Genomic DNA, 18,793 nt, shown 5'->3' with positions numbered 1-18,793 from the left:
CGGGCGGGCACCCGCCGGGACCCGAGGAACGCAGCTGAGCCCGACGCTCGGGACGCGGCCCCGCGCGGGCGCGGTCGCCCCTCGTGCGCCCGGCCGGGCGGCACCGCCCTGGCGCAGGACGTCCGCGTCCGCGGTGTCACACGGGCTTGACGGCCAGGACGTCGACGGGGCGGATGTCCGGGGCGCCCGCCAGCAACGTGGGAACGATCTCCATGAGGGCGGCGGCGATCGGTCCGTTCAGGTGGGCGGTGCGGCCGGCCTCGTCGGTGAAGGTGTCGAAGATCCCGAAGACGGTCGGGCTCTCCCGGAACGCGAACCAGGTCACGGTCTGCGCTTCGGCGCGGGCCGCGTCCAGGGCTCCACGCAGGAGCGCCTCGACGGCGTCCGCATGCTCCGGCCGGGCTTCGATGCGGGCCAGCAGACCGACGTTCGATTCCATGACGTGCACTCCGATCCTGAGGTGTCCGAGCGGCCCCGGCGGGGGCGGCCCCGGAGCAATCGGTAACACGGTGCGGGGGCGCGCCCCCGCAGACGGCCCCGCCGCAGCGGCTCGTTCACCGTCCCGGCGGCGTACGGCGCGCGCGGTCGACGGTCAGCCGCAGGTGCTGCTGGCCCCGTCGTCCCACCCGCCCGCAGAATCTTCTCGGCCGTGGAGCGATGAGTTCTGCTCCGCGTTCCGGTCTACACCCCGAACACCCGGAGCATCACGACGCATGGGAGAGAGCACATGTCCTTTCAGGCATACCTGGACACGATCGAGACCAAGACGGGTCTGACGCCGAGGGAGTTCATCGCACTGGCCGAACAGCGCGGCTTCGACGACCCGTCCACGAAGGCAGGGGTGATCCTCTCGTGGCTCAAGGAGGACTACGGCCTGGGCCGGGGACACGGCATGGCCCTCGTCCACGTCCTGAAGCACGGCGCGAAGATCGACGCCAAGCACGTGGGCACGACGGGCTCTCACCGCGACGCCTCCGACACGCTCTGGCTGGACGGCAGGGCGAGCCGGCCCGCGTGACCGCCAGGAGCCGCTGAACCGTGCGACCGTCCCGGCCCGGCCGGGACGCCGGAGGACCGGCCCGCTGCCCGTTCGGGGGGGCGGACCGGTCCCGGCGGTCTCTCAGACCTGGTTCCGGTTCTTGTTGAACCGGGTTCCGATGATCCTGGTGGATCCGGTCGGCAGGGCGACCAGTGCGCGGATCCGGGCCCGGTTGTTGGACACCACCGAGGTGAGTCCCACCCTCAGCGTGCACGAGGCGGTCGGGTCCTGGTTGAGCCGGAAGAACGTGTTCGAGAGGCCTCCCCAGCCGTTCTCGGCTTCCTGCTCGAACGGGGTGAGGCCCTGGGTGACGGCGTCGCGGTTCCGGAACGCGTCGTGGTAGTGCCGCTGGACGTCGGGGAAGCGGGCCGCCTCCGAGAACATGTTGATCATCTGGAGCAGTGCCGAGGCGGTCCGCGCGTTGGTCCGGGCGTTCGTCCCGACGAACTCGTCCTCCGGCGTCGTGGCCAGGTGGAGGATCCGGTCCCAGATGTTGTCGTACCCGATCCGCATCGTGTAGCGGGTGTCGGCGCCCTCGACGTTGGTCAACGAGTTGTACGTCCCGCCGAACCGGAGATTGCGGGGAGTGTGGTCGGGCGGAAGGAAGTTGGCGTAGGTGTCCTCCTGCCGGTCGTTGAACATCTAGGCGTTGCGCGAGTAGCCGGGGCTGAACCCGACGAGGTACAGGTCGGTGGCCTGGAGTACAGGGTGACGTGCTGCACGGCACCGCGCCGGTCCGGGACGGCGAGCTGGATCGACAGCAGGAGCCGGCCCGTCTCCGGGCAGCGCCGCGAGCACGGGCCCGATGAGGCTGCTCGGCCGCACTGCTCGACGTGCACCTGTTCCGCGCAGCGCCGGACCCGAGGGGCCCGCTTCGCCCGGCTGCCGTCGCGGTCCCGTCGGGGCCCTGCTGCCACTCGCCGTGACCGTCCGGTCGCCGGCCGCGCGCCGACCCTCCGTCACCGTCCCGGACCTCGCCGGGCAGCCCCAGCGGTCGTGGACCGGGATTGTCGGAAACCGGTCACCGGGAGTGGACCGGCACCGCGCGCACCTTCCGCGCGGCGAACACGGAATGCCCTACAGACCGTCACCGGGCCCGGGCCACAGAATCCTCGGCGCTTTCTCCCGGGGGAGAAAGATACTAGCGGAGCGGCAAGACGCAGGACTACTGTTATGTCAGGCGCCGAAAGCAGAGCGATCCCCACAGGGTCGAACCCTCCGAGGCCCGACCGCGTCAAGGATCCGGCGGATACGTTGTGACGCAAGGTGCCACCCCCTGCGTGCTCTGCGGGTTTCGGCCGGTTTCATCCGGGAGGTACCCATGGTTTTCTTCAATTCTGCGGACTCCACCGGGCGAGGTGAGTTCTGGCAGAACTTCAACGAATCCAATGCCAACCCTGCCAAGGGTATCGTCGCCTCCATCTGCGAGCTGGGCTTCGAGGGGATACCGCAGGCCGGAGATGCTGTCATGACAGTCCACAACGTGGTTCCGGTGAACGGTCAGATCGCTTTCCGTATTTCCATCAAGAGGACCGACGGAAGCGACTGGCCGAACGATCTCCACTACCGGGTCATCTACGCAATCGGGTGAGTCCGACCCGAATACCCGAATGGTCGTCCTGTCGCGAGGCGGGGCGACCCCGGACGGCCTCCGGAGGCGAACGGCCCCGGAGGCCATTTCCCAAGTGAGTGCGAAAGATGTCTGATTTCAGGGACGCCGGGCAGGCCGTGAACGAGTCCAGGCAATTCTTCATGGAGGACGCAGGTATCCACAGGATTCGCTACCACCTGCTCCGGCTCGGGGCCATCGGCCCGCTCGGCGAGCAGGAGGTCGACGAGCTGGGAGAATTCGTCCGACTCGTCTTTCTGGGTGACGGCGCCGCAGCCGACGTGGCTGCCAAGATCGCGGGGCGGCCCGATGCGAGTCCGCTGGCCGTGGCTATCGTCTCGGTGGTCCCGGGCACGGCGGATTCCGGGTCCCCCGCGGTCGACCCCAAGGACGTCCTGACGAGCGCCATCGCGGGTGCGTACCTCTGCACCGGTGACCTGTCGGGAGTCGACCGCTCCCTGGTGGCGCCACTGGGAGCGGTCGCCGGAGCAACCGCCGCGCTGCTCCGGCCGATCCTCACGGAGAGCATGGGCGAGGTCGCCTTGGAGGACTACCTGCGCATGCAGGACTGACCGGCCGGGCAGGACGGGTCGGCCCCGCCCGGACCGCGACGGCGGAGGCCGGGCCGGTTCCCTACACCCGACACCCGGGCGGGCGGGTCATATCCGCCGGATCTGCCGCATGCGGTGTGCGCCGTCACTACGCTGCGACGTGACGGGCGGACGGGCGTGTCCGCCGGAGAGCTACCTCGGGGGCGTCGGTGGATGCTGCGTTGATCACGTTGGCGACGGCTGCCGGAACGGCTGTGGCACAGGCAGCCGGAACGGATGCGTGGACCGGCTTCCGCGGCCGGGTGGCGCGGCTGTTCGGCCGCGGCAGGGCCGGGGCGGACTCCTCGGCCGTGGTCCTGGAACGGCTGGACCGTACGGCCGCGGAGGTGACGGACGTCGGTCCTGGCGAGCTGGAGCAACTGCGGGAGCGGGCGGCCCTGGCGTGGCAGACCCGGTTCCGCGACCTGCTGGAGGAGACCGGCGGCGCCGAGCGCGATGCGGTGGCCGTCGGCCTGCGGGAGCTGGTGGCCTCCGCCGGGCAGGCCGGCGTGGGCGGCGTCTCGGCCTCCGGGAGGGGGATCGCCGTCGGCAACGTGGCGGCCCACGACCACGCGGTGGCGGCGGGGCGGATGGGCGACGTGACGATCGGAAACCCTCCCGTGCCGGGGGCGGAGACCAGCTGACCGCTCCCGCTCCCGGCACCGCGCCTGCTCCCGCTCCCGCTCCCGCTCCGAACGTCGCCGCGGACACCGCGATCGTCGGACACGGCGGCGGGGTCGCGGCCTTCAGCCGTCGTCCGGCGAGGAAGAGGCAACCTGTGCAGGTGACACACGGCAGTCGCCGCCGTCCGGGTGCCGTCCGGACGGCGTCCGGAACCGGCCCGGCGGCCCGGCCGGGCGGAGCGGCGACGGCCGCCCCGCCCGGACGTGGACGACTGCGTCCGAGCGGCCACCGCCCCGGCCCTTCTCGCGACCCGGAGGACGTCATGACCACACGGCGGTGCCGGCGGTGACGACCCCGGAGGTTCCGCCGCAGCCGAGCGGCCGGCGTCTGCTGCTCGGTGTCGTCCGGGACGTCGTGGTCCCGATCGCGCTGTACTACGGCCTGCGCGCCGCCGGTGTCAGCGTGTTCGTCGCGCTGCTGGCCGGGGCCCTCCTGCCGGCGCTCACCACGGCGGTGCAGTGGCTGCGCACCCGCAGCCTGGAGGGCATGGCGGGCTTCGTCGCCGGGACCATGCTGCTCGGCGTCGCGGCCGCACTGGTCGGCGGCAGCCCCCGGTTCCTGCTGGCCAAGGACGGCTGGCTGACCGGCGTCGCCGGGCTCTGGTTCCTGATCTCGATCAGGGCCAGGCGCCCGCTGGTCTTCCACGGCGGCCGCCCCCTGCTGGAGGGACGGTTCCGCTCCGACGGCACCTCCTGGGACGTGCTGTGGGAACGCGAGCCGGCCTTCCGGCGGATCTGGCGGGTGTCGACGGCGATCTGGGGCGTGGCGATGCTGCTCGATGCGGCCGCGCGGGTCGTGATGGCCTACTCCCTGCCGGTGGACGTGGTACCCGGCCTCGGCGCGCTGCTCTGGCCGGTCACGCTGCTGCTGTTGCAGGTGGTGAACGGCATCTACTACGAGGTGGCCGGGCTCTGGCGGCTCACCTCCGGTACGGCCCGCTCGGCGGCCGGCTGAACGCCCGCCTGCCGTGCCCCGGCCACACCGGGCGGCGTGGTGGAACGGTGCGCCCCCGGGCCCGGGCGGCCGCGTCCGCTGACCCACCGACAGGCAGGGCGGGCCGGGGTTTGTAGTCTCGCCGCATGGAGAAGACCGTCATGTACCTGGAGATGACCGACCCGGCCGAACTGCGCCCGTCCCGGCCGGTCGCCGCGCTGGCCCTCGTCCCGGCCGACGGCTCGTCCCCCGAGGTACAGGCCGTCCAGGCACGCGTCGGGGCGCCGCACGGCTGGCGCAGCACCGCCCGCACCGCAGCCGACTGGGCGTCACACCTGACCGAGCACCCCCGGCGCCAGTACTGGCTGCTGACGCACGACGGAGAACCCGCCGGCGTCGCCAACCTGGAGCCGCACCCGGACGGCGACGTGGAGATCACCACCTTCGGGCTCGTCCCGGAGCACGTCGGCCGCGGCCTCGGCGGCTACGCGCTGACGCTCGCGCTGCGCCAGGCATGGGCCACCGAACCGCTCGGCGCCGAGTCCGTCCGGCGGGTCTGGCTGCACACCGACACCGACGATCACCCGAACGCCCTGCGCAACTACGAGAACCGGGGCCTGCGCCCGTACGACGTCCGGACCGAGACCGTCGGCACCGCCTGAGGGTACGGGGCGGCCGGGTGATCACCCGCTGGTGAGGTCGTCGGCACGGCGGCCGATGTCCCGGCCCACGTCGCCCACCGGTTCTCGGCTCCGGGCAGCGCCCATATCCCGGGCAGAGCCCGGTCAGTAGTGGCGGTCGGTCCATTCGCTGTCAGGGATGCGGCTTTCCGGGACGTGAACGCATCGATCGGCCCAGTCGTGGGCGACGAACACGGGCCGGCTGAGTACGACATCCCCGGCGCGCTGGGCGCGGAGGACCACCCCGAGCGTCTCGGTACCGGGGTCCGCGTGCGGGCCGTAGCGCAGCTCGTGGCCGTGAGTGGTCGTGTACTCGATGAAGGCGGCTTCGAGTTCGGACGGTACGCGGCCGACCAGCCGGAGCCCGTCGAGGGTGACCTGGGGCCCGCGCCGTGCGTTGACGGCCACGCAGGTCAGGCGGCCCGCGTCGTAGTAGGCCGTGAGCGCGGGGCCGCCCGGAGCGTGGGTGAGGGCGAACTCGTGACTCACCACGTCGCCGTAGTGGTTCGTGCTGCGCGGGGAAGGCTCCAGGTAGCCCGCGACTGCCTGCGTGGCGTCGTCGTGCGCCATACCGAACCGCAGCGGGCCCACACTCTTCAGCGGCTCCCACACCCACTGGGCCCGGTCGGCCTCGTCGACGACCACCCGCCACTGGTTCCAGAACGTCATTCGCCATACTCCTCATCGAACGTGCGTCCAGGCTACCCGCCACCACGCTGCTGATCCTGTGCGCCGCCGACCTGCCGCCCTTCGCTCACGACTCGAAGGCCGTGACCACGACCGCGCTCGCTCCGCGTCCGCCCCGGCCGGGTGCGACGGTGGCCTCGTGGTGGTCGTCGCCGTGACCGGGGGTCAGCGCGGCATCGGTGCAGATCGTGGTCCCTGGCTCCAGGGCGGGGTGGGCCCCGTACCCGTCCTGGCAGTGGGTGCGGGTCCCGTGGCCGTGCCGGGGCTGCGGGTCGACGGTGGACACTGCGCCCGGGCCCGGTGGTGTCGGTACTGGCACCGCTGCCCCGGCAAGCCGATCATGGCGCTGGCACGGTCCGTACCGGCCGGTGCCGGGGCCCCGCCCCGCCCCGAGCCGGGTCGGCCGGTCGGTGCACCGACCGATGGCACCTGCCGCCCGCCGCCGGCCCGCGCACCCCCTCGCCCCCGTCGTCCGCACCAGGTAAGGACCCCTTCATGGCCGTCTCCCGGACACCGTCCGCCGCCCGTCGTGCCACGGCACTCCGCTGCGCGAGCGTGGCCCTCTCGCTCGGCATCGCCCTCACGGCAAGCAGCGCGGGCACCGCCCCCAGGGCGTGGGCCGACGACGCCCCGTTCCCCGTACCCGTGGCGGCCGGCCCGGCCGACCAGGTGATCACGGTCCACGCGGACGGCACCCGCGCCACCGTGACCCTCTGGGAACGACGCGACGGCCTCTGGCACTCCCTCGACTCCACCACCGACGCACGCGTCGGCTCCGGTGGCCTCCACGACGGCCTCACCCGCGTCCAGGGCACCGGCACCACACCCACCGGCACCTACACCCTCACCCAGGCCTTCGGCATCGCCCCCGACCCCGGCACGACCATGCCCTACCACCAGGTCACCGCCCACGACTGGTGGGTCCAGGACCCCACCTCCGCCCACTACAACCAGATGCGCACCGACACCCAGGGCGGCTTCCACCTCACCGAACAAGGCCCCCTCGGCAGCGAACACCTCATCAACTACCCCGTCCAGTACGACAACGCCCTGGTCATCGACTTCAACACCTCCCCCGCCGTCAAGGGCCGCGGCGCCGGGATCTTCCTCCACGACCTCGGCCCCCAGGCCGGCCCCACCGCCGGCTGCGTCGCCGTCCCGGCCACCTTCATGAACCGCACGATGCGCTGGATCAACCCCGCCGACCACCCCGTCATCGCCATCGGATAGCCCCCGCGCCCCGTGCCGCACACGGCCCGCCGGCGTCCGGGCCCGCGCCGAACGGATCGGGCTCGGGCCGAGGCGGGCGAGGGGGCCCGTCCGCGGGCTACGACCCGGCGGAGGCGTTGTCGTCCGCAGCGCGCGCCGCGGTGCCGAACCGCCAGGCCTCGATGTCGCGGTAGCGGATCGGCCCCGGGCCCCGGGCGATGTTGCTGCCGACCAGGTGGAGGCGCTCCGCCGGCCACGGCCGACCCACGAACCCGGCGAGCCCGGCCGCCGCCCGCGGCACGCTGACCGGATCCTCACGGCGCGACCGCGCCAACGTCAGATGCGGGCGCAGCGGGCGCTCGGCGAAGTCGATCCCGCAGGACCGGACCAGCTTCCGGACGTCGGCGGCCAGCAGGTGCAGGCCCTCCAGGTCCCCGCCGATCCCGCTCCACAGCAGTCGCCCGTCGAAGTGGCCTCCCCCGCGCAGGCCCAGCCGCAGAGCAGGGCGCGACGACGCCTGGCCCGCCAGCACGGACTGCAGCAACGGCACCGCCGTACGCGGCAGTTCACCGAGGAACGCCAAGGTGATGTGCCAGTCCTCGATCCGGTTCCACCGCAGCCCCGGATACATCGTGTACGCGGGCTGCAGGGCGCGGGCCAACTCCTCCTTGGCGTCATCGGGCGGTGCCAACGCCACGAACACACGCAACGTCGGCGACTCGGGGGAAACATCCACCAGGGATTTCTAGCACCCCCCGCGGGCTCCCACGCAACGCGGACCTGCAGTGACGACAACCAGCGATCGTGGGCGGTGAGTCCGGCGACGGCTTGCGCGTTCCCGTCAGAGGGAGTCCACGGTGTGCCGATACCTGCTGTTCCGCCGGCCCCGAAGGCCGTAGATTCACCCCGGGCCCACGATGTGGCAGAGGGCGGGACGGCTGGAGACACCATTGCGGGACAGTTTTTCCGACGGATTCCTTACCCGGCTGGCGCACGACACGCATCCGGTGGACCTGATGTGCCTCTATCTGCTGCACGGCTCGGTCGAACGGATCCCTGACCTGGTGGCCGATCCGGAGACGCTGTCGTTCAGGCACCTGAGCCGGCATGTCCGCGCCGAGGACCGGTCCGGCTACGGCGACGCGGAGACGTTCTCGCTGTGGATCAGGAACAAGGTCCGCGGGCGCCTGTACGGCTTGGAGTTCAGGATCTACTTCATCGCCGGTGAGCCCTTTGCCGACGCGGTGATTCCGTTCGGTGCCCCGGTCGGCCTGCCCCGGTTCATGCACCACCTTCGTGGGTGCTACGGCTCGGGGGGAGCTCCGGGCGACTGGGACTTCGACGTGTACACCGACGTGCGTGATCTGCGCGAGAGTGTCGTGCTGTTCGGCAACCGGCGCGAAGTCTGGTTCCAGGTCAACCGCGGCCCGGTGGTGGCGGGCCGGTCGAAGGTGCTTCCCCGGACCCAGGGCCGGCTGGTGACCGGCCGGCTGCACGGCAACCGGTTCGGGACGGATGCCCGACTGCACGCGGGAGGGGTGATGTTCCCTGACCGCCTCGCCGCCGTGGAGGGCGTCTCGGCCGAGGTGCGGGCGTACCGGCGGTACGTGGCCAGGCTGCGCGATCCCCTTCCCCTGCGGACGGGACGGCCGGTCCGCCCCGAGTTCGGCACCACGATGCGGCGGCGCTCCGTGAGCTGATCGATGCCGGGTCGTGGGACCGCGCGACCGGCCCTGCTCCTGGTGGAAGGCCTGCGAACGGCGCTCGTTCCGTGAGGGGTGCGGGCCCGTGCGGCGGTGTTCCGGGCGAGGCGGACGCCAGGTGCGAAAGCCGGGTGCCCGCGGGGCGATGAGTTTTGCGGCCCCGGCCGGTCTACATCCCGACAGGTACGGCCGACTCATCGGGAGTACAGACATGGGCCTCATCCACATCGAGCTGTTCACCACCCTCGACCTGGTCGGGCAGGCGCCCGGCGGCCCCGACGAGGATCCGGTCGGGTTCCCGTTCGGCGGCTGGCAGGTACCCCTGCTGAACGAGACCACCGGGGCACAGATCGCCGCCGCGTACGAGGGCACCGACGCCCTTCTGCTCGGCCGGCGGACGTACGACATCTTCGCCGCCCACTGGCCGCACCAGGAGGGCGGGTTCGCCGAGTTGTTCAACCGGATCCCGAAGTACGTGGCCTCCCGTAGCACGCCCGAGCTTCCGTGGGCCGGGTCCGCCCTGCTCGGCCCGGACCTGGCGGCCGCGGTGCGGGAGGTCCGGGACCGGCACGAGCACGTGAAGGTCGTCGGCAGCCTGAACCTGGTGCAGACCCTCCTGCGGGAGAGGCTGTTCGACCGGCTCGACCTGTGGGTGCACCCGATCGTGCTGGGCGTCGGGAAGAAGGTGTTCGAGGACGGCGCGGTGCCCACGAACGTCACGCTCCTCCAGCCCCCGGCAGCCGGCCCCAACGGCACGGTGTACCTGCGCTACGGGCTCGCCGACGGCACCCCCACCACCGGCGACATGAACGCGCCCGACCGCGGCCTCGGGCAGGACGGCTGAGACCACCGCGCCATGGCACCGGCGCTTCGGCGGGCCGGGCACCGGGGCCCACCCCGACACACCCCGGTCACCGCCGAAGCGCCGCGCACCCCGGCACGACGCGGCGCACTCTCGAAGGGGTACCGCGAACCGCGGCACACCCGACCTCCGACGAAAGCCGACAATCCGATGAGCAAAGTCACCGTCCACGGGATCACCCTGGGCATCGAATCCTTCGGCGACGACGACGCGCCGCTCGTCCTGCTCGCAGGCTCACCCACGATGCTCTCCTGGCCCGACGCGCTGTGCGAGCGCCTCGCCGCCGGCGGACGCCGCGTGGTGCGCTACGACCTGCGCGACAGCGGGGAATCCACGACCGCCGACCCGCAGGCACCCGCCTACACCCTGCGCGACCTCGCCGCCGACGCGGCGGCCCTCACCGACGCCCTCGGCGGGCGGCCCGCCCACCTCGCGGGAATCGGCGCCGGCGGAACGGTCGCCCAAGTCGCCGTACTCGACCACCCGGACGCGTTCTGCGCACTCACCCTCGTCGGCACCCGGCCGGTCGCCCCCGGCCCGCCCGACGACGACCTCCCCGACCACGACCGGGCCACGATGAACCGGCTGTTCGCACGTACGATGCCCGACTGGGCCGACCGCGAAGCCGTCGCGGACCACGCCGCCGCCGGCGCACGGATCCTCGGCGACGACCCCGCCACCGCGCGCGCCACCGCGGCCCGCATCTGGGACCGCACCCCCGACGACGCCACACCCCCGATCCACCTGGCCAACCAGATCGGCACGGTCTTCTCCGTACTCGACTGCGCACCCCGCTGGCGCGAACGCCTGCCCGGGATCGCGATCCCCACCCTCGTCGCCCACGGCCGTCACGACCCGTTCTTCCCCCTCGGCAACGGCGAAGCGCTCGCCCACGCCATCCCCCAGGCACGACTGCTCGTCCTCGAACACGCCGCCACCGCGATCCCCGACACCGCGATCGACGAACTCGCCGAAGCGATGCGCACCCTCGGATAGCGGACGGCGGATCAGGAAGGGCTGCTCGTCGACGTCGCCGCCGCGGTCCTGGCGATCCTGCTGGTCGCCCAGGTCTCCGCCGCGCAGACCGACAGGATCGGAACGGCGGCCGGCCCCACGGGAACCGTGGCGTAGGCGGCGTCGGTCGGGCGCGACGCCGTCGGGCCCTCGACGGCGTCGCCCGCCGGCCGAACGCCACCGCACCCTGACGCGAGGCCCGCGCGGCACCGGGCAGGAAGCCACCGTCGCCTTCCGGCAGCCCCCGTCGAGCGGTTCCCGATCGGCCCGGCCGCGCGCCGGCGGCCGACGGTGTGTCACGGACCGTGCGGGGCCGGCGCCCCGGGCACACTGGCGGCGTGTCCGCCGATCCCACCCGCGGTCAGGTCCGCATCAGCCTGGTCATGTCCGCCCTGACCGTGAGCGCCGGCGCGGTCGACGCCGTCACCTTCCTCGGCCTCGGCCACGCCTTCGCGGCGCTCGCCACCGGAAACGTCCTGCTGCTGGGCTTCGGGGCCGTGGGGACCGCCGGGGTGCCGGTCGCCCGCCCCGCCGAGGCGGTGGCCGCGTTCGTGGTCGGGGCCGCGGCCGCCAACACCGCCATCGCCCGGGCGCGCGGACGGGGGCGGCGCTGGTTCGTCCGCGTCCTCGTCGCCGAGGCCGCGGTGCTCGCCGCCGCCGGCGGATACGCCACCGCGGTCGGCGGCACCGGCGCACTGCCCGGGAGCTCCGAGGCCCTCGTCGCCGCGCTGGTCGCGGGCGCCATGGGCTGGCGCAGCCGCGGGATGCTGGAGGCCGGGGTGCCCGACATGCCGACCACGGTCGCGCAGATCACCCTGGTCAAGCTGCTGGCCGACCTGCTGTCGATCCACGCCGCACCCTCACCGCACCAGGTGCTGGTCCGGGCCCGGCGCAGTGCCACCGTCCTCGGCATGTTCGCCGGCGGGGCGGCCGGCGCCCTGCTGCTGCGGCTGGGCGCCGGGCCCGCGCTGCTCGCCGTCGCCGCCTTCGAGGCCTGCGTGACCGCCGTGTACGCCCGCACCGTCCAGCTGCGACCGCCCGAGCGCCCGCAGCCGGCCCCGGCCTGACCCGGGAGCGGACCTGGACCGGAGCCGCTCCCGTCGGCGGGCGGGCCGGTCCGGTCCGGGACGACCCCGGTGGACGCGTCCGCTGGGCGGCGGAGTCCGTGCGGACTCCTCGGCCCGGCCGCGCCCCGACCTGTCCCGGCCCGATAACCGGTTGCGTCACGGCAGTCTCCCCGTCACGGTTGCCCGGTGACTACACGACAGTTCGGTCGGGTCGAGCGCATCGGCAACACGGTGCACCGGCCGACCGGACCGTGGACCCCGGCGGTTCACGGCCTGCTCCGCCATCTGGAGGCCGTCGGCTACGACCATGCGCCCCGGGTGCTCGGCTTCGATGACCAGGGCCGCGAGGTACTGACCTGGATCAGCGGCGAATCCGGTCCCGACGGCTGGGCCAAGGTCGTCGACGACCGAGGCCTGATCACCTTCGCCCGCCTCCTGCGCGACTACCACGACGCCGTGGCCGGCTACCGGCCCCCGGACACCACGTACTGGTCCACCACCACCGCCGGACCGGTCGGCGACGAGGTGGTCTGTCACGGCGACTTCGGCCCGTGGAACACCGTGTGGCGCGGTGCCCGGCCGACGGGAATCATCGACTGGGATCACGCGCGTCCGGCACCACGGCTGCACGACGTGGCGTACGCGCTCGAATACGCGGCGCCGTTCCGCGACGACGCCCAGTGCCTGCGGTGGCTGCGCTACCCGCGGCCGCCCGACCGGCGTCATCGCCTCGAGGTGTTCGCCGCCGCCTACGGCCTCAGTGACACGGCGGGCCTGGTCGATGCCGTGCTCACCGTCCAGGAGCAGGGCGTCGACGCCGTCCGGCGCCTGGCTGAACAGGGCCACGAGCCGATGGCCACCTGGGTCGCGGAAGGGCACCTGGACGAACTCCGGGCCCGCGTCGCATGGAGCCGGGCCAACCGCCACCTGGTCGACTGATCGACTGATCGACTGATCGACTGATCAGGTCGAACTCGCCGTGCCGGTCGTCGGGTTGGGGCGGCCAGGCCCGGCCTCGGCCGGGTTCGTCCCGGTGTGGATCCCCCTTCTGCGGGCGCCTGCAGGATGCCGATGGGTCCGGGCGGCTGCGGGGTGCACGCTCATGTCCCGGGTGATCGGACCTCTCGCGTCGGCCGCGGCCCACAGCCGGGTGACAGCCCTTCAGAGTGGTCACAGGGACCGGAGTTGACGGGATCGTTCGTACTCGGGACCATGTGTCGCCGCGCACGCGCGCGGCCGCGCGTCGAACGGGTGCGCGCAGATCCGGTCTCCTGGGGTGTGGGGTATGGGCTTCGTGGTGTCCGAGCGCGCGGGGAAGGCAGGTCTGGCCGTCGGCGCCGCACTGCTCCTGGCGGCCTGTGCAGCGGGTGGCGGCGGCGGAGCGTCGACCGGCCGAGCGGGGTCCGGCGGGGCGACGCACGGGACGGTCCGCACCGACGCGGCCGACTCCGTCGCCGTCGCGTTCGGCACCGCGTCGGATCTGACGGACCGGGTGCCCGGTCCGCCGGCCGGGGCCGTGCCGGACGGGACGCCCGGGGCGGTGCGGCAGGCGTCCACCGCGACGGGCGTCTCGATCACGGAGGGCGAGGTCCGCGAGGTGGGTCCGCACGGGACGATCACGTACCCGGCGGTGACCAGCTGCCTGGTCGTCACGGTCTACCTCCGGGACGGCGGAAAGGTCGGCGGCCACGCGAGCCTGTTCCAGGTCCCGGGGAAGTACAGCTCGGACGAGATCCTTCCCGCCGTCGCACGCGCCGTCGGTCGTCGACCGGTGAAGGCCGTCGACGTCAGTGGGGCGGTCGGGGCCTGGAACCCCTCGTACTTCGAGAAGGCCATCGAGCGGTACACCGATGGCTCGGCTCCCGAGCCGACGGGCGACGCGCAGCGGATCGGCGACGTCGTGGCCCGGTTGCTGGGCCGGCCGCGCACGGCGGTCACCGTCCGGGACCTGCCGGACGGTGACATCACCAGGTGACCGCCGGCGGGCCCGGCGGACAGGTGCGCCTCGGGACCTGCGAGATCGGGCCGGCCGTCGGGTGCTCCGGCCTCGGCCGGCGAGCGATGCGCCGGCCGCCGACGTCCCTGACGGACCGTGGCCTGCCCGGTTCGGATGGAATCGTCCCGCCCGGCCGGCTGCCCGGCCACAGGTGGCGCAGCCGGTCCGTGAACCGCTTCGACCCGACAACACCACCGGTCGACGACACGACTCCCACGGGCGTGACACAAGCCGCCGCCGGCACCCGACGACCGTACTCGGCCCCGCAGGAGGCGCCGGCCTGACGGAACCCCGGTGGCTGCGGTCAGCCCCGCAACGGGCCCGCTCCGGCTCTGTATAGTGACGCGCCGAGACGGGGGTCCGACATGAACGACAAGGCTCGATCGAAGCACGCCGACCGCAGCACGACCGTGCTGCTCGGGCTGATGGCCGAGTGCCCGCTGCTGCTCTGCCCACTGGTGCTCTGGCGCGGCAGATCATGGGCACCCGCCTGGTGGGTGGACGCGACGCTCTACCTGCTGGCCGCCGTCACCGCGGCGGCCGTGCTCCTCGCGGTGCGTCGGCCCGTGCCGGTACGCGGTGTCCGGCGTGCGTCCGCCGTGGTCGGCGGAGCCACCGGCCTGGCGGCGGTGGTCGCCGCGACCCTCTTCCTCGGTGGCTCCCAGGTCTCCTCCAGCGGCTGGCTGCTCCTCGGTGCGGTCGTCGCACTGGGCCTCCTGTGCAACCAGCTGACCTGACCAGCCCGCCGCGCGAGAGCACCACGGTCACGTGGCCGGCCTCGGCGCCGTCGTAGTCGTAGCTCTCCGGTACGAGGGTGCCGTTGGTTCCGGTGACGGTGCTGGTGGACGTCAGGGTGTGCGGGCGGGCCGCGGTGGCGGCGGGGTAGGCGTAGGTGGTGGTGGCGTCCTGGGCGGTGTTTCCGGCCGGGTCGTGCCGGGTCTCGGTGGCCCGGGTGCCGTTGGTGTTGTACGTCCAGCTGGTCCAGTACGGGGCCGGGCCGCCGAGTTGGGTGCCGCCGGGGGCCGGGCAGGTGCCGGTGCCGGGGGTGTAGGCCTCGGTCAGGCGGGCCAGCCGGTCGTACCGGAAGCACTGCCGGTCGGTGCCGGACCGCGAGGTGTCGGTGACCGAGGTGACGTTGCCGGCCTGGTCGTAGGTGTAGCCGGTGGCACGGGTGGCTCCGGTGACGCCGTACCGGTCGGTGCGGCTGGAGGCGAGGCGCTGGGTGCCCCACTCGTAGGCGTTGGTGACGTACACGTCCTTGCCGGCGGTGCCGTTGCCGAGCGTGGACTGCAGCGGCTTGCCGGTGAGGTTGTAGGTCTGGTCGGTGAGGTACTTGCCCAGGCCTTCGACGGCGGTCTGCCGGCGCAGCGCGTCGTACGTCATGGTGACGGACTCCGCGGGCAGGTTGCCGGCTGCCGGGTAGCTGATGCTCTGCGGCAGGCCGTCGAGGCGGTAGATGCTGCCGCTGACGTAGGTGCCGGCGAGGCCCTCCTGACCGGGGACGGACGGGACGGTGACGGTCGTCCGGGTGGAGCGGCCGAGGGCGTCGAACAGCGAGTAGGCGGTCTTGTACCGGTAGGTGGTGCCGCCGACGGTGCTGTAGCGGGTGCTGGAGGCCGGCACGCCCTTGTTGCCGGACGGGTCCCAGGCCTGCGGCGTCAGCAGCGGGCCGGTGGCCGATCCCTCCCGGGTCTCGGTCAGGCGGCCGAGGTTGTCGTAGACGCTGGCGATCGTCCTGCCGCGGCCCTCGGTGGTGCTGGTCAGCTCGCCGCGGTTGCCGTACGTCTTGACGGTGGTTCCGCTGTCGGGGTCGACGGCCTTGGTCGGCCGGCCGAGCTGGTCGTAGAGCCAGGTCCAGGTGGTTCCGGCCGGGTCGGTCAGCCTGGTGAGCTTGCCGGCGGGGTCGTAGCCGTAGCCGGTCGTGTCGTAGGCGCCGGTCGGGGTCCCCGACGTGTACTGGCGCAGTTCGGTGGTGCGGCCGGCCGCCTCGCTGATGGTGGTGGTGGGGGCGCCGCCGGTGGGCGGGGTGACGGTGACCCGGTCGCCGCCGTACTCGGTGGTCGTGGTGGAGAGCGGGGTGCCGACGCCGTTGCCCGCGAGGGCCGTGGTGCTGACGACCCGTCCGAGGCCGTCGTAGGCGGTGGCGGTCTGGGTCTCCACCCCGGTGGTGTCGTCGACGTTGCGCAGGGTCGTGGACGGCGCGCCGGCGGCGTAGTACGGCGTGTAGCCGAGGACGGCCTGGCCGCGCTCGTCGTAGAAGGTGTCGGTCAGCACGCGGCCGCCGTTGTCCGCCGGGTCCTGGCTCTGCCGGGCGCGGCCGAGTCCGTCGTAGAGCGTGTAGCCGGTCTGCCGGCTTCCGTCGCTGTTGAGCGTCTTGGCGGCGACGGCGACGATCCTGCCGTCCGCGACGGTGTACTCGAACGCGTGGTTGGGGACCTGTCCGGCGGTCTTCGACCGGTTGGGCTGCCAGACCTTGAGGGTGCGGCCGAGGGCGTCGTACTGGATGTCGGTGCGGCGGTTGTCGGCGTCGAGGGTGTCGGTCGTCAGGCCGCGCAGCAGGTCGTGGTCGGTGGTGGTGGTCCGGGCGGTGGTGGCGTCCCCGGCCTTGGCGGGCGGGGTGGTCACCGCGGTCCTGGTGGGTCGGCCGGTGGCCGGGGTGGAGGCCGTGGTGGTGGTCCGGGCCTCCGGCGAGGCGGTGGTGACCGGGCCGGTCGCGCCCGTGACGTCGACGACCGTGGTGGAGGCCAGGGTGGTGGCGGTCAGGGTGCGTCCGTAGACGTCGTACGCGAAGGCGTTGTCCAGGAAGGCCGCGCTGTTGCCGGTCTGCGACTTGAGCGTCTGGGCGAGCGTGACGTCGCCCTTGGTGGGCGCGGCGCCGTACGCCTGGCCGTCGTAGCGCAGGCGCTGGTCGGACAGGACGGCGGAGGTTCCGTCGGCCCGGGTCTGCCGGCTGACGTCGCTCCCGCAGCCGGCGGCCACGGGCGCCGGTGGTGGGCGCTGTCGCGCCTCCATCACCGCATTCGATGCAGACTCAAGGGTGGGTGTCCTACGTGAAGATCGGTTCGAGGACCGCGCGGGTTGCCGCGGTCCTGGCTCTCTCGGTGACGACGGTGATCGGCCTCAGCGGGACCGCGCAGGCGGACCACATGGCCCCCACCCTGCGGTACGGGTCCTCCGGTCACGGGGTCGAGTGCGTTCAGATCCTGCTCAACCGGGCCGGACTCGGGCACAGCATCGCCGTCGACGGCAAGTTCGGGCCCGCCACCAAGGGCTTGGTGGAGGACTTCCAGCGGGCGCACGGCCGGCTGGACATCGACGGCGTCGTCGGCAGGGAGACCGGTGGCGCCCTGTGGGAGATGACGTACAGCCAGCCGCGCTGGTACACCGACTGCTTCGACTACATTCCGACCCCGTAGCGGTCCCCCCACGCCGGCCGCTCCCGTCCCCGGGGCAGGCAGTGCTCGTCCGCCGAGCAGGACCTGCCCCGGACGACGATGACCGTGCGCACGGTGCGCTCCTTCGTCGAAGAGTGCACCGCACCACCGCCGGAACTCACCGGTCGGACGTCGGCGGTCCACCACCGAGGCGTCCCACCACGGTGTCGGATCCGCGGTCCGTCCGACATCACCGGTGGGATTCCGGACGAACTCCGCCGCCTTGCACCCGACTTCACCGTCGCGGACGCCGGAGCGCCAACGAACCGCCCGGTCGGGTGCAGGCGTCCGGCTCGCGGAGCCCGGCCGGGTCAGCGCCCCTCGCGCACCTCGAACACGCCACTGTCCCAGTACACGGACGGCTCGTCGGCCTCGCTCGGCCAGTCGCTCTGCAGGTGGCGGCGACCGTGCCCCAGGGCCCCGGCGCGGTGCGGGCTCAACCGCCCCGTCTTCAGCTCCTCCGCTTCGGCGTCGGTGATCGGCAGCACGGTCCGGTACTGCGCGTCCCGCGAGGCGACCCAGTCGACGTACTCGGTGAACACGCTGACGAAGGCCTGCGAGCAGAGGCCGCAGCGCTGGACCGAGACGATGAAGTGCGAGTCGTCCTGGATCATCTGCTCGACCCGGACCCCGGTGTGACTCTGGTGGTGCGCCCTCGCCACCGCGGCGTCCTCGGCGCAGCACGCCGCACACCCGAACCCCGTGGACTCCGTCACGCCGCCCCCCATGGTCGCAACCCCTCTTCTGCCGTGGCGCCACATGCTACTCGGCGCGTGTCGCTCGGGCACCCCTGCTCGGGTGCTCCTGGTCGAGACCACCGCGGCCGGACGCCGACGGCCGACGGACCAGGCGGTGGGACGCACCCTCAGCCGAAGTTCTGGATCACCACACTGCACGCCAGACCACACATCACGCTCACCGCGGATGCGACGGAGCGCCACGGCGCCCAGCGCATCCGGGGCGGCAGGACCCAGGCAGCCGCGACGAGCGCCACCTGTGCGCCCATCAGGCCGTAGGCGGCGTCGTACTGCGGACCCCAGTCCCGCCCGCAGGAACCCCGAGGCACGCACTGGTCGACCTCGACCGCGCGCACGAGTACGCAGAACCAGTAGAGGATCCGGCAGAGCGCCAGCAGCACCGTCGCGGCGAGCGGAAACCTCCACGCGTGGCGGTCGTGCGGTGACGATGCGGGAACGGCCGGGGTGTTGTCCATGGACCGATCCCACCGTGCCGAGCCGGACCACACATGAGCGCGACTACTCAGCCAGGACGGATCAGATACCCAG

At 73.0% G+C, this 18,793-nt stretch carries 22 protein-coding genes; 14 read left to right on the top strand and 8 right to left on the bottom strand.

Translation table 11 applies throughout. The features are described 5' to 3' along the window. Positions 1 to 136 precede the first annotated feature (136 nt). Positions 137 to 439 carry a putative quinol monooxygenase gene (locus ACFV0O_RS24255; RefSeq protein WP_380345223.1) on the bottom strand — a complete coding sequence of 101 codons (303 nt, stop codon included), beginning with the start codon at positions 437 to 439 and terminating at the stop codon, positions 137 to 139. 288 nt (positions 440 to 727) lie between these two features. Here ACFV0O_RS24255 and ACFV0O_RS24250 point away from each other — a divergent pair, with 288 nt between their 5' ends. Further along, positions 728 to 1,018, top strand: coding sequence for a DUF4287 domain-containing protein (locus ACFV0O_RS24250; RefSeq protein ID WP_380345221.1), 291 nt, complete (start codon positions 728 to 730; stop codon positions 1,016 to 1,018). Positions 1,019 to 1,120: 102 nt separating this feature from the next. Here ACFV0O_RS24250 and ACFV0O_RS24245 read toward each other — a convergent pair whose 3' ends face one another. Then, positions 1,121 to 1,681: a ribosome-inactivating family protein gene (locus ACFV0O_RS24245; protein ID WP_380345220.1), complete on the bottom strand. Its 561-nt coding sequence runs from the start codon at positions 1,679 to 1,681 to the stop codon at positions 1,121 to 1,123. Between the two features lie 679 nt (positions 1,682 to 2,360). Here ACFV0O_RS24245 and ACFV0O_RS24240 point away from each other — a divergent pair. The 5 genes from ACFV0O_RS24240 to ACFV0O_RS24220 all read left to right on the top strand — a co-directional run bounded on the left by ACFV0O_RS24240 (position 2,361) and on the right by ACFV0O_RS24220 (position 5,517). Then, positions 2,361 to 2,630 carry a hypothetical protein gene (locus tag ACFV0O_RS24240; RefSeq protein WP_380345218.1) on the top strand — a complete coding sequence of 90 codons (270 nt, stop codon included), beginning with the start codon at positions 2,361 to 2,363 and terminating at the stop codon, positions 2,628 to 2,630. Between the two features lie 107 nt (positions 2,631 to 2,737). After that, complete coding sequence (locus ACFV0O_RS24235; RefSeq protein WP_380345216.1) at positions 2,738 to 3,220, top strand: hypothetical protein; 483 nt, start codon at positions 2,738 to 2,740, stop codon at positions 3,218 to 3,220. Between the two features lie 233 nt (positions 3,221 to 3,453). Beyond that, entirely contained in the window at positions 3,454 to 3,882 is a 429-nt protein-coding gene (locus tag ACFV0O_RS24230) for a hypothetical protein (protein WP_380345214.1), read from the top strand. A 325-nt stretch (positions 3,883 to 4,207) separates the two neighbouring features. Then, positions 4,208 to 4,876, top strand: a complete 669-nt coding sequence (locus ACFV0O_RS24225; RefSeq protein ID WP_380345212.1) for a VC0807 family protein — start codon at positions 4,208 to 4,210, stop codon at positions 4,874 to 4,876. A 125-nt stretch (positions 4,877 to 5,001) separates the two neighbouring features. Beyond that, positions 5,002 to 5,517, top strand: a complete 516-nt coding sequence (locus tag ACFV0O_RS24220) for a GNAT family N-acetyltransferase (RefSeq protein WP_380345210.1) — start codon at positions 5,002 to 5,004, stop codon at positions 5,515 to 5,517. 123 nt (positions 5,518 to 5,640) lie between these two features. On the opposite strand, the gene ACFV0O_RS24215 is transcribed toward ACFV0O_RS24220, so the two are convergent. Then, complete coding sequence (locus tag ACFV0O_RS24215) at positions 5,641 to 6,204, bottom strand: hypothetical protein (RefSeq protein WP_380345208.1); 564 nt, start codon at positions 6,202 to 6,204, stop codon at positions 5,641 to 5,643. Positions 6,205 to 6,289: 85 nt separating this feature from the next. Next, complete coding sequence (locus ACFV0O_RS24210; RefSeq protein WP_380345206.1) at positions 6,290 to 6,508, bottom strand: hypothetical protein; 219 nt, start codon at positions 6,506 to 6,508, stop codon at positions 6,290 to 6,292. A 209-nt stretch (positions 6,509 to 6,717) separates the two neighbouring features. Between ACFV0O_RS24210 and ACFV0O_RS24205 the strand changes: the two genes are divergently transcribed. Further along, positions 6,718 to 7,452, top strand: coding sequence for a L,D-transpeptidase family protein (locus ACFV0O_RS24205; RefSeq protein ID WP_380345204.1), 735 nt, complete (start codon positions 6,718 to 6,720; stop codon positions 7,450 to 7,452). A gap of 97 nt (positions 7,453 to 7,549) precedes the next feature. On the opposite strand, the gene thpR is transcribed toward ACFV0O_RS24205, so the two are convergent. After that, positions 7,550 to 8,167: an RNA 2',3'-cyclic phosphodiesterase gene (gene thpR / locus ACFV0O_RS24200; RefSeq protein ID WP_380345202.1), complete on the bottom strand. Its 618-nt coding sequence runs from the start codon at positions 8,165 to 8,167 to the stop codon at positions 7,550 to 7,552. Between the two features lie 181 nt (positions 8,168 to 8,348). Here thpR and ACFV0O_RS24195 point away from each other — a divergent pair, with 181 nt between their 5' ends. The 6 genes from ACFV0O_RS24195 to ACFV0O_RS24170 all read left to right on the top strand — a co-directional run bounded on the left by ACFV0O_RS24195 (position 8,349) and on the right by ACFV0O_RS24170 (position 14,052). Next, complete coding sequence (locus ACFV0O_RS24195) at positions 8,349 to 9,131, top strand: hypothetical protein (protein WP_380345200.1); 783 nt, start codon at positions 8,349 to 8,351, stop codon at positions 9,129 to 9,131. 214 nt (positions 9,132 to 9,345) lie between these two features. Beyond that, positions 9,346 to 9,978, top strand: a complete 633-nt coding sequence (locus ACFV0O_RS24190) for a dihydrofolate reductase family protein (RefSeq protein WP_380345198.1) — start codon at positions 9,346 to 9,348, stop codon at positions 9,976 to 9,978. Between the two features lie 168 nt (positions 9,979 to 10,146). Beyond that, positions 10,147 to 10,992 carry an alpha/beta fold hydrolase gene (locus ACFV0O_RS24185; protein WP_380345196.1) on the top strand — a complete coding sequence of 282 codons (846 nt, stop codon included), beginning with the start codon at positions 10,147 to 10,149 and terminating at the stop codon, positions 10,990 to 10,992. A gap of 356 nt (positions 10,993 to 11,348) precedes the next feature. After that, a complete protein-coding gene (locus ACFV0O_RS24180; RefSeq protein WP_380345194.1) occupies positions 11,349 to 12,077 on the top strand; it encodes a DUF1275 family protein in 729 nt (242 codons plus the stop codon). A gap of 186 nt (positions 12,078 to 12,263) precedes the next feature. After that, complete coding sequence (locus tag ACFV0O_RS24175) at positions 12,264 to 13,016, top strand: aminoglycoside phosphotransferase family protein (protein ID WP_380345192.1); 753 nt, start codon at positions 12,264 to 12,266, stop codon at positions 13,014 to 13,016. Positions 13,017 to 13,362: 346 nt separating this feature from the next. Continuing rightward, positions 13,363 to 14,052: a hypothetical protein gene (locus ACFV0O_RS24170; RefSeq protein ID WP_380345190.1), complete on the top strand. Its 690-nt coding sequence runs from the start codon at positions 13,363 to 13,365 to the stop codon at positions 14,050 to 14,052. A 549-nt stretch (positions 14,053 to 14,601) separates the two neighbouring features. On the opposite strand, the gene ACFV0O_RS24165 is transcribed toward ACFV0O_RS24170, so the two are convergent. Then, the gene (locus tag ACFV0O_RS24165; protein WP_380345188.1) at positions 14,602 to 17,085 is read right to left on the bottom strand and encodes a hypothetical protein; all 2,484 of its coding nucleotides are present in this window, start codon (positions 17,083 to 17,085) and stop codon (positions 14,602 to 14,604) included. A 29-nt stretch (positions 17,086 to 17,114) separates the two neighbouring features. Here ACFV0O_RS24165 and ACFV0O_RS24160 point away from each other — a divergent pair, with 29 nt between their 5' ends. After that, the gene (locus ACFV0O_RS24160; protein ID WP_380345186.1) at positions 17,115 to 17,489 is read left to right on the top strand and encodes a peptidoglycan-binding protein; all 375 of its coding nucleotides are present in this window, start codon (positions 17,115 to 17,117) and stop codon (positions 17,487 to 17,489) included. Positions 17,490 to 17,818: 329 nt separating this feature from the next. Here ACFV0O_RS24160 and ACFV0O_RS24155 read toward each other — a convergent pair whose 3' ends face one another. Both ACFV0O_RS24155 and ACFV0O_RS24150 read right to left on the bottom strand, forming a co-directional pair. After that, positions 17,819 to 18,223, bottom strand: coding sequence for a hypothetical protein (locus tag ACFV0O_RS24155; RefSeq protein ID WP_360267467.1), 405 nt, complete (start codon positions 18,221 to 18,223; stop codon positions 17,819 to 17,821). A gap of 149 nt (positions 18,224 to 18,372) precedes the next feature. Beyond that, positions 18,373 to 18,720 carry a hypothetical protein gene (locus tag ACFV0O_RS24150; RefSeq protein WP_380345184.1) on the bottom strand — a complete coding sequence of 116 codons (348 nt, stop codon included), beginning with the start codon at positions 18,718 to 18,720 and terminating at the stop codon, positions 18,373 to 18,375. Between the last annotated feature and the right edge of the window lie 73 nt (positions 18,721 to 18,793).

Source organism: Kitasatospora sp. NPDC059577 (assembly GCF_042735475.1).
In the GTDB taxonomy this organism is placed as follows: Bacteria; Actinomycetota; Actinomycetes; order Streptomycetales; family Streptomycetaceae; genus Kitasatospora.
Note: the sequence above shows the minus strand (reverse complement) of the source record. Positions and strands in the feature narration are given on the sequence as shown.